12 protein-coding genes and 2 pseudogenes are annotated in these 12,558 nt (G+C 57.9%); 6 read left to right on the top strand and 8 right to left on the bottom strand.

Annotation, left to right across the window (positions count from 1 at the left end):
• Positions 1–40 precede the first annotated feature (40 nt).
• A complete protein-coding gene (gene glyA / locus NKI37_RS30620; protein WP_352791704.1) occupies positions 41–1,378 on the bottom strand; it encodes a serine hydroxymethyltransferase in 1,338 nt (445 codons plus the stop codon).
• 619 nt (positions 1,379–1,997) lie between these two features.
• On the bottom strand, positions 1,998–2,336 hold the full coding sequence (locus NKI37_RS30610) for a recombinase family protein (RefSeq protein ID WP_352791706.1): 339 nt from the start codon (positions 2,334–2,336) through the stop codon (positions 1,998–2,000).
• Between the two features lie 386 nt (positions 2,337–2,722).
• Here NKI37_RS30610 and NKI37_RS30605 point away from each other — a divergent pair, with 386 nt between their 5' ends.
• Complete coding sequence (locus NKI37_RS30605; protein WP_023671839.1) at positions 2,723–3,025, top strand: hypothetical protein; 303 nt, start codon at positions 2,723–2,725, stop codon at positions 3,023–3,025.
• Positions 3,022–3,498, top strand: a complete 477-nt coding sequence (locus tag NKI37_RS30600) for a type II toxin-antitoxin system VapC family toxin (RefSeq protein WP_352791708.1) — start codon at positions 3,022–3,024, stop codon at positions 3,496–3,498. The genes NKI37_RS30605 and NKI37_RS30600 overlap by 4 nt, the downstream gene beginning before the upstream one ends.
• A gap of 782 nt (positions 3,499–4,280) precedes the next feature.
• Here the strand turns inward: NKI37_RS30600 and NKI37_RS30595 are convergent.
• The 4 genes and pseudogenes from NKI37_RS30595 to NKI37_RS30580 all read right to left on the bottom strand — a co-directional run bounded on the left by NKI37_RS30595 (position 4,281) and on the right by NKI37_RS30580 (position 7,625).
• Positions 4,281–4,775: a MaoC family dehydratase gene (locus tag NKI37_RS30595; protein WP_031203438.1), complete on the bottom strand. Its 495-nt coding sequence runs from the start codon at positions 4,773–4,775 to the stop codon at positions 4,281–4,283.
• Positions 4,776–5,641: 866 nt separating this feature from the next.
• Positions 5,642–6,183: pseudogene (locus NKI37_RS30590) on the bottom strand (thiamine phosphate synthase); the annotation flags it as partial.
• A 21-nt stretch (positions 6,184–6,204) separates the two neighbouring features.
• A pseudogene (locus tag NKI37_RS30585) lies at positions 6,205–6,464 on the bottom strand (thiazole synthase); the annotation flags it as partial.
• 18 nt (positions 6,465–6,482) lie between these two features.
• Positions 6,483–7,625, bottom strand: a complete 1,143-nt coding sequence (locus NKI37_RS30580; protein WP_023690656.1) for a porin — start codon at positions 7,623–7,625, stop codon at positions 6,483–6,485.
• Between the two features lie 434 nt (positions 7,626–8,059).
• Here NKI37_RS30580 and NKI37_RS30575 point away from each other — a divergent pair, with 434 nt between their 5' ends.
• The gene (locus tag NKI37_RS30575) at positions 8,060–8,455 is read left to right on the top strand and encodes a hypothetical protein (protein WP_352791710.1); all 396 of its coding nucleotides are present in this window, start codon (positions 8,060–8,062) and stop codon (positions 8,453–8,455) included.
• 20 nt (positions 8,456–8,475) lie between these two features.
• On the opposite strand, the gene NKI37_RS30570 is transcribed toward NKI37_RS30575, so the two are convergent.
• Positions 8,476–8,706, bottom strand: a complete 231-nt coding sequence (locus NKI37_RS30570; RefSeq protein WP_198029345.1) for a hypothetical protein — start codon at positions 8,704–8,706, stop codon at positions 8,476–8,478.
• 145 nt (positions 8,707–8,851) lie between these two features.
• On the opposite strand from NKI37_RS30570, the gene NKI37_RS30565 reads away from it, so the two are divergent.
• From NKI37_RS30565 to NKI37_RS30555, 3 genes are all read left to right on the top strand, one after another.
• The gene (locus NKI37_RS30565; RefSeq protein WP_352791711.1) at positions 8,852–9,064 is read left to right on the top strand and encodes a type IV toxin-antitoxin system AbiEi family antitoxin domain-containing protein; all 213 of its coding nucleotides are present in this window, start codon (positions 8,852–8,854) and stop codon (positions 9,062–9,064) included.
• A gap of 495 nt (positions 9,065–9,559) precedes the next feature.
• Positions 9,560–10,342, top strand: a complete 783-nt coding sequence (locus tag NKI37_RS30560) for a hypothetical protein (RefSeq protein ID WP_352791713.1) — start codon at positions 9,560–9,562, stop codon at positions 10,340–10,342.
• Between the two features lie 502 nt (positions 10,343–10,844).
• Positions 10,845–11,687, top strand: a complete 843-nt coding sequence (locus tag NKI37_RS30555) for a hypothetical protein (protein ID WP_352791715.1) — start codon at positions 10,845–10,847, stop codon at positions 11,685–11,687.
• A gap of 568 nt (positions 11,688–12,255) precedes the next feature.
• Here the strand turns inward: NKI37_RS30555 and NKI37_RS30550 are convergent.
• Positions 12,256–12,558, bottom strand: a 303-nt coding sequence (locus NKI37_RS30550; RefSeq protein WP_352791716.1) for a transposase, incomplete at its 5' end; no start/stop codon positions are given.

Raw genomic sequence — 12,558 nt, 5'->3', positions numbered from 1 at the left:
GGGATGTTGGATGTGGTATGGGCATTTTGCTTGGCCCACCTTACTTGTCGCAGATGCCCGGGACCTCGAACGCAGCGCACAAGTCGGCAACGTCTCTTCGCACGCAGGCATGGAGATCTTCGTCGTCTGGCCGCTGGAGGACGGAGTCAATGAAGCCAGCAATTTGCACCATTTCCACATCGCGCATGCCCATTGACGTCACTGCTGGCGCCCCCAGGCGAATTCCGCTTGTGACCGCCGGATGCCGCGGGTCGCCAGGCACCATATTAAAGTTTGTGATGATTCCTGCCTTTGCTAGTCGCTCGGCATAGGCCTTGCCCGATAGTGGCCGATCGCGAAGATCAAGGATCAGCATGTGATTGTCCGTCCCCCCGGTAACCAGGTCATAACCTCGCTCAAGCAGTGCATGTGCCAGAGCCTTGGCATTCTTGACCGTCTGTTGGCCGTAGCTTCGGAAGGACGGGTTCGCGGCTTCGTGCAAGGCAACCGCTAGCGCAGCGATGGCATTCATGTGGGGCCCGCCTTGCAGGTGAGGGAAGACCGCCCGGTCTATTCGTCTGGCGAGATTGTATTTGCTCTTTGTATGATAAAGGGCCTGATAGCGATCTTCGTTCCTTGACAAAATGAAGCCACCGCGGGGACCGCGGATCGACTTGTGGGACGTGCTGCTGACCACGTCGCAATGGCCCACGGGATTCGGGTGCGCTCCCGCGGCAATCAGGCCGCTGATGTGCGCAATGTCGGCTACGAGATAGGAGTTCGCTTCCAGGGCAATTTCTGCCATTGCCGCGTAGTCAAAGACACGCGGGTAAGCGGTTCCGCCGACCCAAATGAGCCGCGGCCGTTCCCGCTTGGCTGTCTCGCGCAAGCGGTCATAGTCAATCTGCTGTGTCTTTTCATCTAGTCCATAGGGCACGCGTTGATAGTCAGTTCCGGAAAAGTTGATGGCCCAACCATGAGTCAGATGGCCCCCTTCCGGAAGGGGCAAGCCCATGACTTTGTCACCGGGACTCAAAAGCGCACGATAGACAGCCTGGTTGGCCGGCGAGCCGGAATAAGGCTGGACGTTGGCATGCTCGCTGCCAAATAGCGTTTTCAGGCGCTCAATGGCCAGATCCTCAAGCTCATCAACGATCTCGTTTCCAGCGTAGTAGCGCGCGCCGGGGTACCCCTCGGCGTACTTGTTCGTGAAAATCGAGCCGTTCGCTTCCAGCACGGCCGAGGACGCAAAGTTCTCTGAGGCGATGAGCTTCAGGGTCGTCCGCTCCTGCCGCTCCTGTCTCAGAAGCAACTCGTGGACGCGGCAATCAACCGCGGCCAAGGAAGACCGCCCGTGGGTGTCCGGCTGTGCGATCGCGCCGTCTGCGGAGTTGTCCATGGTAGCTTCGCGCTCCAATTGGATTGACCTATTTCACGATCAAGCACGCGGTCCCTTTCGGCCGCGTGTCTCGTACCGCTTCGAGCCGCTGCAGGTCCTGTTTATGATAGCCGTCGCGATGGGGCAGGAGATCGACCAATAATTGAACCAGCCCGCCGTCGTTGGATCCTGCGTTGAGATGGTACGAGCGCCACGGAGGCTGTTCGTTGCAGCAAAGAAAGTCGGCTCTGGCGAGCAGCCGGACGTGTCGCGCAACCCGCTCTCGACACACGCTCAGAATCTCCGCTAGCTCGCAGACAGTTAGGTCCGCATGCGCACAAAGGCCCAGGATTCGAAGGCGGTCAGGATGCGCTGCCATGCGTAGGCGACTAACCAGTGTCATCATGGCTCAGGACCAAGTCCTACCGAATTTCTCATTCGCGTCCTCCACAGAAGTCGCAGCTTTTGAAGGTTGTCCAACGACCGGACAAATCTCGGTGGCTGTGGCGACTGCCGATATCGCCCTGTCGAACAACAAAGGGCGTTCTTTTGCCTTTAGCCGAAATTGCAAGCAGTTCGGCCAGTCGAAGACAAGCGGGGCCACGGTTTGGAACCACTGACCTCAGACGTTGCAATAAGCCTACCATTCACAGCGAGCCGGAGTTGCTAAGAGTCTATGAATTTCCTTGAAGGATCTGTTGCAACGTTTGCCCAGCCTGGCCTGCTCCCGGTTTGCAGCGGTCATGGTCAGGCGATCCATCGCCTCTGCGAGCACGGAATTGCCCTGCATCGCATCGCTGATCAGCTCCTGAAGGCCGGGACGCAACAGCGACCCGCCGTAGATCGCGCGGTGGGTATTGCTGTCGACGACTGTCCAGCCTTGCTTTTCAGCACGCAAGCAGCAGAGCCGCAACTGATCGTCGATCGAGGCGTCTCGGTGATTGTCAGTTGAGTAGCGAGCGCCAAGCGCGACCTTCATGAGGCGGCCCCTTACTCCGGGACGCGGTCTCGCGTCTGGCTATCCGTTTCGGCTAGAACGAAATCCCGTGCGGCCTGTCGTGCCAGCAGCCGGACCAGATTGACGAAGCGTCGATCGGGCTTCGGCGACGCAGACACAGCCGATTCGCGGGCCGCGCCGGCGACCACACGAAGCTTTTCGGCTGTTGCCGTTTCGGCGCGCTACGATCGCGTTCCTGTCCTGACGCGAAATACTCCGTTTCGCGACAATGATGCCAAGCAGTGCTTCGACAAGCTGGAATTCTATCAATAACGCGCGTCGCGCAGGAGCCAGTGCTGGCCGATGACGGGGCACCTTGTGCTCCGAAGAAGCCAGCTATATATCCGGATAGAGAACGGAGGCACGCGATGGGCAACACTGCACAGAAGAGAGCCATCGAGAATTATCGCTCTCGCCTGGCTGAGCGCGGCATCGCGCGGTTCGAGATCCAGGCGTTCGACGCAGACCGCGATCTACTGCGAACTCTTGCCCGAAAATTAACGGAGAGCGGGCCGGATGCCCGACAGCTTCGTCGGACCATACAGCAAGCCGTGGCGGGTGAGCCACCGAAAGCGGGCAGCATTCTCGCCGCGTTGCGTCGCTCGCCTCTGGTTGGCTCCAATCTCGACCTCAGCCGGCCGCGCGAAGAGGGGCGCAAGATCGACCTGTGACGCGCTACCTTCTTCATACCAATATCATCAGCAACGTCATAAAGCCGGAGCCTTCGGGCTCGTTGCTGGCCTGGATGGGCGCGCAGAAGGACGAAGACCTCTTCATTGCTTCGCTTACTGTCGCCGAAATTCGCCGAGGCATCCTAGAGAAGCCGAAGGGGAAAAAGCGCAGCAGCCTTGAAACTTGGTTCGAGGGCTCCGAAGGCCCGCAAGCGCTGTTCGCTGGCCGCGTGCTATCGTTCGACGAGAAAGCTGGCCTCGTGTGGGCGCGGCTGATGGCCAACGGCAAAGCCAGAGGCCGTTCGCGGAGCGCCCTAGACACAATCATTGCCGCTGTAGCCGAAGCCAACGAGTGTGTCGTAGTGACCGACAATGAAAAGCACTTCGAGGACGTTCAGATAATCAACCCGCTCCGTAGCTCTGGAAGCCAAGCGGGTGATGATAGCTCCAACGGTCCGGCCGTTTCAATTTGAGGATTTCAGCGGCACGGAGTCCGAACGTCTCGTGTTCGCCTACCTTTAGCGATGGCTGGATTGATCTTACTTAGTTCGGCCAGGGACGTCTCTTCCAGTTCCGCTTTAATGCCATCCCGGTTCATCTAGTCAGCTCGATCTACCAACAGTTCGCACGCACGAGCGCCAGGGACTGCGCGATACGCGTGTCGAGCTCGTCCATCTTACACTCGATCTCGTCTTCGAAGGCCCTCTCGCCAAACGCCACTGTAGTCCATCCCGCGTGCGCCTCAGGGGCCTTCTCATCGAGGGTTTCTCGCCACTGGTCTGGCGCGCTACCAATGGCAAGTTCGCCCGCTGGGAACTCGTCGGTCTGCACTCCCAGCTCTGGGCATCCACATCAACTGCGGAGCTCTTCATAGCCGTGTTCTTCCTTTAGCTGGCAGCTCTCGAGCTCGACGAGCAGCCGATCAGCGACACCCGCGACCTCAAGTTCGACCCGGTTGACTCGATAACACCCTATTGGCAGATTCAGTCGGGGAGGATCTGCCCACTCCGATCACAAGCCGATCTTTCGACCCCGTGGTCGGGAATTCTCCATGGACCTTCGTGAAGAAGGAATGCAGCGCCGAAAGCCGAAGCGCTTCCGATACATCGAAGCCCCTTCCGAGTCGGAGCCCCGATTAGGCATTCCTGCCACTCTATCTAGCCGACCCCCGTGGCCGCGTTGCCGATCGGTGCGCACTAGTCGCCTACATCGCCCCGGCACGTGAAGATCGTCTCTGCTGATGCTCTTGAGCAATTCAGGCCGCCTCCGGCTGGCGTTTGATCAGCGTCAGCGTCAACCAGCGCGCGGTCAGCGCCGGCTTTTTCGAGCCCTCGATCTCAATCGTCACGCCCAGCGCCGTCTGCACCCAGCCCGACGGCCTGACCTTGACGTCGGCCAGTACGAAACGGGTGCGGATGCGAGATCCGGTTTTCACCGGCGCCAGGAAGCGCAGCGATTCGAAGCCATAGTTGACACCCATCTTGCAGTTTTCGAGCGGCCGCATGGTCTCGAAAGTCATCGCCGACAAAAGCGAAAGCGACAGGAAGCCATGTGCGATGGTGCCGCCGAACGGCGTCTCGCGCTTGGCGCGCTCCGGATCGCAGTGGATGAACTGGTGGTCATCGGTGGCCTCGGCGAACTGGTCGATCATCTGCTGCGAGACCACCCGCCACGGCGACACGCCGACTTCCTTGCCGACGCTGGCCAGAAGTTCGTCGAGACTGATCGGTTCCACGCTAATGTCCTCCATTTCAACCGTCCGAAGCGCGAGCGGCTTCATTCCGAACAGTGTCAGCCCATGCTGCACCGACTGCCGGCCATCCATCGGCAGGATGGCGCCGGTGAGATGACTGCCGTCACGGCTGTACGAATAGAACGTTCCGCCGGCAATCTCATCGGCGCACCGATGCGCCCGATCCGAACATGGCCGCAGACGGGCTGGCTTGTACCTCGGTCGCGGTGCGCGTCCTACAGGCCAACGAAACAGCTCGTCTTGCTACCGGTGATCATTCCGCCGGCGCCGCTATGCGGTATTGTCGCAGATTGATAAAATCAATTGTCTGGATAGTAACTATCCGTGTTTCGAATTTGGAGGAGTCCAGCAGACGGGGTGGCTTGTGTCCTTGTTGAAGCGCGCCGGCCTCATTCACCGGTAGCACTGAGCCGGCAAGAAGCGCCAGTTCAATGACATTGGGTGTCGACACGGCAAAGCGGCATCAGATGCTACTTCATGATGCGGGATGGCGCTTGCTTCAAGAACGCTCGGCCTGACGTGGAAGCCAGCACCGGATCTGGATTGCCGGTGCGCGGATATTCGCGCAGCACAGCGGCAACCGCAGCGACGATCGATCTCAGCCGTTGCGAGCATGCCGATCTTGGTGGCGGCCACTCTGTTAGGCTGAAGCGTAGCGCGCATCTGATCCGCCACCGGACGGGGTTGCGTAACTTGGATTTCCAGGCGTGTTCATGGGTTTGCACCGTCAGCGCGCTGACAGCAAGGCAGGTGCGCACGCCACTGGAAGCGATCGTCTGGATCTCGCGGGCAATTCCAGCCCCCACCGCTGGTGTCTGACCCGACAGCAACGAGCACATGCGGTTCTCGCCTCGGGGCCATTGCTCTGGTCTTTCGATCCATTCTCGCGTGCGCGCTTCTGGGGCGTCGTTCAGCGCAAAGTCGGTGACCACGGCTGCGCTTTCCGCGCCAGCCTCAAAAAACGCCTTCGAGACGGTCAGGTTGAGGCCGCCGATGCAGACCAATGGGATCGGCGCGACCTGGTGCTTCCACCGCTGATCCGCTCGAGTCCTCGCGACGCCCATTCATCTTCTTGAGGCTGTTGGATAGACTGGGGCGAGCGCCACATACTCCGGTTCCGCCACTGGCGCCGTTTCCAGTTCGGTGTGATCGTGGATCGACAGGCCGAGCTTCAATCCGACGTATTTCATCGCCAGCATCGGCGGCAGCCAAATCCTTTTGACCAAGATGGACGAAGTCGCAGCCTTCCTCGATTGCCGTGCGCCAAATGTCGTTGACTCACTTGGCAACCATGGACCGCGCAGGCGTCGTTCGCGCGGCGGATTTCCGTCTGCAGTCCTTTCTCGTCCATATCCTTTATCCGGAGCTGCACCAGACGGACGCCGAGCGGCACCAGCCGGTCAATCCAGCCGGCACGTCCACGACTTCATGAGAAGACGGCCCTGCCGATCGTCGGTGGGTAGCGCCGTTCGAGCATTCCCGAGCTGAAAGCTTCACGACCGGCATCGACCGCTTTGCCGAACGCACGCGCCATGCCGACCGGATCGGCCGCCCTCGGGACCGCCGTGTTCAGGAGCACGGCGTCAAACCCGAGCTCTATGACGGTCGCCGCGTACGACGGCCGAGCCGTGCATGCACAATCAACGGAATGTAGGGGGAATGTCCGCGCATCAACTGGACCTCGGAACTCAACGCTTCATCGCATTAGAATGAGCGTTCGAAACGCAGGATACCGCCGACACTGCTCTTCTTGTTGGCATTGGTCCAGTTCACTTCGGAAGCTTTCACCTTTCCGACGGCGGAGCCTCCGTAGCGGTCATAGTCGAGTTCAGCCGTAACTGTGAAATCGGGAAGGAACGCATAGGCGACGTTCGCAGCGACACCATAGTTGTTGAGCTGATCACCCGAGAGCTGAAGGTTGAACGAAGCTGACTCGGTGAGCTCGTAACCGGCGCCAGCCCAGAAAGCCCAGTTCCCACCCCAAGGTTTATAGAAACCGCGACCATGAGCGTCTACCGAATTCGTCGAGCCGTAGTTGAGCTGGCCATGGGAACCGTAGCCCAACATTCCGGATAGCAATAGTTCGTTGGTGACATTGATGTCGACACGGACCTTGGCGGCCACCGATTCGTAGTTGCTATCATAAGCTGCAACGCCGGTGATCGCTCCCCAGCCATGTGCGTATTTCAAGCCGCCTACTATGTGGGGAGCGTAGCTGTCGATTGTGCCGACCACGTCCGAGCCTTGTTCCAGCGAAACCACGGCCGAAAAGCCGTTCCCTGCGTCCAAGTAGTACTGAACCACATTGGTATCGAAAGCGCCGTACGGAGCCGGCGTCTGGTTCAGTACATCACCCGCGCAGCCAATAAACATGTCGAAAGCCGACCGGTCCTTACCAACTCGCAGGCCACCAAGCTGAATCCAGGCGATAGTCAGGCCGCTGCCTCCGTTCAAGGCATAGGACCGAGAACTGTCCGAAACCGATGTCTGGTGGCTGCCGAAGTTCACGCGGGTTTCGGTGTAGGTCTTCAACGTCCCGCGCTCGGTCTCCTGGCCGGTCCAGGTTCTCAATGTGAAGCGTGTGTTGTTTTGCCACGCGCTCTGATGCTCACCAGTCCTCACATCCGAGGTTCTTGAGTGGTCAAACAATCCGACGTTGTAACGGACAGAGCCGCCGATTCGCAGGCAGGTCTCGGTGCCCGAAATGTAGACGTAGCCCGAGCCGTAGACGTCGCAGATCTTGACGTACTCAGTCGGGTCAGGCTCGGCGGCGGTGCTGACGGCGCGAGCGTTGGAAACGGCAATCAGTGCCGCAGTTGAGCCGAGGAGGAGGCTCCTAGTGGTCATTGTCGATCTCCGCTTTAATAATAAAGTGATGGACGCGAGTGATTCTGTGAACAGCTTTGAAACGTGCGCAGTTTTGCTGCGCCGTCAGCTAAGCCCTGAAGGAAATCCTAGAATGTACTCTGGTGATTGTTGTCCAATATTTGGTTTTAGCTGCCGATAACATAATTTTCGCCGAAATGGAGGTATGCAAAATTTCGTACAATCATCACAGTCAACTCAGCTGGTAGAGGTAGGCGTCACAAAGGGTCCTGCATTCGACCGCAAATGACGTGCCAGCCTGACGACCAGCTGCGGCTTGAAGCTCAATTGTGCGGGCGGACCTTGGTTCGCACTTCCTTGTTTTTGCCTTGCGGATCCACCCAAGCACGAACGGAAAACGTTCGGCTACAGTTCGACTGTTCGCTTCGCGACAGTTTCGTTCAATGGGGACAGCATTGTTTGTGGTGAGCCCGACGTTGAGGCATCATGCGGCGGCACCGCTCGGCACGATGCCGTCATGTTGGCGAGCTGATGCTCGACAACTACGCGCTGCAGCTTTGCACCAAACAGCGCTCGGCAATAAGTCTCGACCAGCGCTCAAAGTCCCGATAGGTCCGGCCGTTAGGATGGAGTGCGCAGGCCACCCCTTCACGCTGGAATTCTTCGAATGTGATGGCGATACGCTTTATCGCGTGAAGATCATCTGTTCGCGGATTGTCGAGCAGAAGACCGAAGTTCGGGGTCGTTACAAGCGCGATTCCAAGTTCCTTTGTCCCCCTAATGATGGCGGTGCGCTGCTCGCCAAGGGTCCACCACGGTTCAATCCGATGATCGTGATTGACGCCGGTTAGAACAATGTCAGCGGTGGCGTCTATGTTGTATGTGCGACAGAGGTTTCGCGCGTTTCGAAGTGAAGCTTCCCGTGTTTGAAATCGATGAGATCGGGCAAGCGCCAGGCGAACACTTTGCCAGCGAGCGGCGTCGTTCGACTGCTTCCATGGTAGATGAGCGGCACGATATCCGCGCTCAATTGGGCAGAACAAACGGCCGTGCGTGGAATGTCCTCAAATCCGAAGCCGCCAACCTCGCGCATCTGCTGCACAAAGAGCTGCGGCTTATGCCGCCGCCAATGCTCACGATTGGCCAAATCTTTGGAAGTTGGCTCTCCGGGATCGATGAATCTGAGAAATACGAATTCGCCATAGCGCTACTCCGGGACGCGGCACTGCCGCATCAAATGCGAAAACGTGATCGGGACCGCGCGGAAGCGCTACACCTCGCAGGGGCGTCCACCATCGCTCCGGAATCGCGCCGTTGCTCTGGCGCAAGAACGCGGCGAGGTACGGACTCGCGATCTCACCGACGTCGGCATCCCACGGTGCTACCTCTCCCGGATGTGCGAGGAAGGGCTGCTCGTGAAGGTCGGCTATGGGGCGGTATCGAGCCGCTGCCTACGTTGAAGCGAACTGAGCTGGCTAGGCGAGTGACTTCAGGATGACCCCGGAAGTATTATCAAAGAGATCGTTGCGGAAAATTCAGATTGGCATGTGCTCAAACGTGATCCAGAATTTCCGTTGAGCAAAGTTGGTAGTGAAAGCGCGTGACCTCGTCGGCGTGTGGCAGAAGGCGATTTCAGCTGTGATTGACAAGACCGCGCCTGCTGGTCGCTGAACGGTCAGCGACAAGAGGCCTGGCACACTAGCACACGTGAGTTCAGGGCTCATGAAAGGGTAATGCTCAACAATCCTGCTCAATGAACGTCGTAATGAATGACGAGCTTGTTCTGAGTATTTAACAGGTGAGCGATTTCAGGGGCGTGAATTCGGTTCATTCAGGTTGTAAGGTCCAAAAAGGTTGCAACTTACTACCGACACCGTCCCGTCATCGCGCAATTGCAATTCGATCTAACCGGCTTATTCTGAGCTGTCGGGGAAATGTTACAGCGGAGGGAAACCGTGAACGATTTGCTGAACAAACCGGCTACGCCCAGGTCAAGACATTTCAATCTGAAACTGGCTGTCGCAGCCGTGTCTATCACTTACGCGCTTTTCGGCGTCTACGGCAAATCCTTCGGCGATGCATTCTTCGGCATCATTCTGGCGCTCATAGCCTTCCTCGACGAGTATGGATTTGACACGAACCGTTATGTCGATGCGGCGCGGCAAAAGTTGCAAAGGTTCTATCGGCAAGGTGATAAGATCGCGCGGGTTCTCGTCTTCACTATCGGAGTCGGTGGAACCGCTCTGATCGTGGACTGGATATTCAATCTCAACGTCATCCCGATCGATGCGGTCGATCCATGGATAAAGCGTCTGGCGCCGGCGCTGGTCATTGCCGCGACAACGCTTTTTCTCGTGACTTTCTTTTCCAAGTTTTTCTATCAGCTCAACGTCACCGTCGCGGATCGAATATCGAACCGGATTGAGATCACGCTCTACCTGGCCACATCGCTCTTTATTGTTTCGAACATCGTCTTCTGGATCGGGATTAATGTCGAAAACGCGCTTCCCTCCTCCTCCACCGATCTGAACAGGTATGATCCAGGGCAATGGGCAGATATTTCTCCGTGGTGGCAGAATTTGCTTCTGTCCCTTGTCCTAATCTCCCTGGTTTGGCTGACCGCCAGCTTCATTTGGGCCTTCTCGCGCTACGCGGAATATTATTGGCGCGACGTACCGCCGAACTGCAAGCCCAAGAGGGCTCAGAACCAGGACGGCAGAAGTACGAAATCCAAGTAACAGCCGCAGGTTGGCGGCCAGCGATTGAGCATGTTCGACCGGAATCGCCGGTGTTAGATAGGAGTGGCTTCTTCGATGTAAAAATGAGCGAACTTCTTGTGGTTGCGTGGAGCCTGAGGTCGGTAAGGTCCGAACCCGGCGCACTGCGGGACGTCGCTGAACTCAAAGCGTGCGTCGACGGTGGGATGGACTACAGCCTCCGGATTGATCTCTCGGAGTTTGGCCTTGTAGCCTAGCTTGGCGGTCAACCATGAGAGCCACGTAGGGGTCCGGCAAACAAAGGCCTGTGATCTTGAGCCGAAGCCAGGGCTTGTTGGCTCACTTGGCTTCGCCCAGTTCCAGCCTCAGCTTGTGCAGGAAGGTTTCGAGAGTGCCCTCGTCTTTCGGCCAATCCGTTGGCATAGACGGTCTTTAAGGCGGAGTCCTTGTAACGGACCGTGCGGCTACGAGCCGGCCTCGGCTACTATGCTAGTATCGGGGATTTATTTGCTAGGAGTGGGACATGGGCATTAACGATATTTCGACAGATCCATTGGCTGACCTCAAGGACGCTTGTGACCTTATGGATGGCAGTTGCGCCGGGCGCACTCACTTCATCCTCCACCAGACCGTGGACGGAAAGCTCACCTACGACACAGTGAAGCCTTGGATTGGGAAAAAGCGTAACAAGTCGCACGCGGTAATTCTCAAAACGGGAGAGGTGGTCCATTTGTGGCCATTCCAAGAGACGAACGTGTGGGCGACGAAGGCAGAGTCCGGCTTGAAGCCAAAGAACGGAAAGCTGCCTAAGTTCGACCTTAAGGGCAAGGCAATTAACATTGAAATAGACTACGAGGAGGGGGGCTCTCCGAACTCGGCGCAGTACACGAGCCTAGCGGCTTGTTATATTGGCGCTTGCCGTACGGTCGATCGAGTTCTCACGATCGTGCCACATATAGAAATCGATCGCGGGATTCCGGACGGCCACAGTGACCCGCAGAACTTCAATTACACGGGATTCTACGAGCGATTGAACGATCTGGGCGTGGACATGGATCGGGTTCCTCGGTTCGACCATGACCGATATTGGGCAAAGGAGTCGTACAAGGTCCCGTACGCGGATGATTGGTTTTCATGGCCACCGGTGCTGACCGGCGACCCGCATGCCAAACCCAAGGGGGTCGAGCGAGTGGCGAGCCCGCACGGCGATCAGCGCGAGTGGGCAGGGATGCTGTCGAAAGATGCCAGCTTTCACCTCGTTTCAACTGGCGCGATTGGGGTCAAAGAGTTCGATCGCCTTATTCGAAGACTTGAGCAGGAGAGGGAGATTCTTGCCGAGGAAACCGAGGAGCGGGATGAAAACTGAGACGACCACGCGCCACGATCTTCCAAACGTTGATCATTACTGGGGCAGCGGCATTCTGAGGCGAGCCAGTGCTCGAGAAGGGTTCGCCGTTCTGCGCGGGCATTCGGGTGTATTTTGGGAATGGGCACGAATGGCGGACGGGAGCTAGCATCTTGTGAGTCATCTAGGAATTGCTGAAACTCCGAGCGCAAAGATGCCACAGGTGGGCTGCTGATAGCTACGCCTGAAGGAGCGCACTTCAGACAGTCGCTTATCGATGTATGAAGTTAGGTCCTTGATATAAACGCCTTTGGCACTCTTCTGGCTTCTTTCCTGCTCTGGCTAGCGGAAGCTCAATTTTTCCAGCGCTCACTGTACGAAAAAATTGGTGAGCGTCTGTTGTTCGGCAGCCATCGGCAAGCGCTCAGAGGCGCCGAAGGCGCGTTCGTCATGTTGCTCCCATCTGGGCGCCGTCGCCCGATTGCAAAGGAGCAAAGGGCGTGATCGCAAGCTAGTCGAGGCGCTCGGCAAGGCAGCTCCGCCGGTTGTGTGCGTCAAGTTTTGCAAAATGGGGCGGCCATGATGCTGGTCATGCGGCTTGGCGCAGAGCGAGCTTCTTGTGCTCGCGCAGCTCGTCCATATTGATGTATCGGTTGGCCTCCATCCAGTTTTCATTGGTCTCGACGGCCAAGGCCCTGACCAGGCGCAGGCAGCTTTCGGTATTGGGGAAGATGCGCACGACATAGGTGCGCCGGCGGATTTCCTCGTTGAGCCGCTCCAGCATGTTGGTGGATTTAAGATGCTTGTGGTGCTGTCTCGGCAGCCTGAAGAAGGTCAGGGTTTGTTCGATGGCATCCTCGGCCCAGCCTGTCAGGCGCGGATAGCGTGCCGA

The organism is Mesorhizobium sp. M0626 (assembly GCF_040320665.1).
GTDB lineage: Bacteria > Pseudomonadota > Alphaproteobacteria > Rhizobiales > Rhizobiaceae > Mesorhizobium.
This window is presented reverse-complemented; position numbering and strand designations above follow the sequence as displayed.

What these genes read in the sequence shown, in the direction of transcription:
- glyA (WP_352791704.1), bottom strand. Translation starts at nt 1,378, where the DNA reads ATGGACAACTCCGCAGACGGCGCGATCGCACAGCCGGACACCCACGGG.
- NKI37_RS30610 (WP_352791706.1), bottom strand. Translation starts at nt 2,336, where the DNA reads ATGAAGGTCGCGCTTGGCGCTCGCTACTCAACTGACAATCACCGAGAC.
- NKI37_RS30605 (WP_023671839.1), top strand. Translation starts at nt 2,723, where the DNA reads ATGGGCAACACTGCACAGAAGAGAGCCATCGAGAATTATCGCTCTCGC.
- NKI37_RS30595 (WP_031203438.1), bottom strand. Translation starts at nt 4,775, where the DNA reads ATGGAGGACATTAGCGTGGAACCGATCAGTCTCGACGAACTTCTGGCC.
- NKI37_RS30580 (WP_023690656.1), bottom strand. Translation starts at nt 7,625, where the DNA reads ATGACCACTAGGAGCCTCCTCCTCGGCTCAACTGCGGCACTGATTGCC.
- NKI37_RS30555 (WP_352791715.1), top strand. Translation starts at nt 10,845, where the DNA reads ATGGGCATTAACGATATTTCGACAGATCCATTGGCTGACCTCAAGGAC.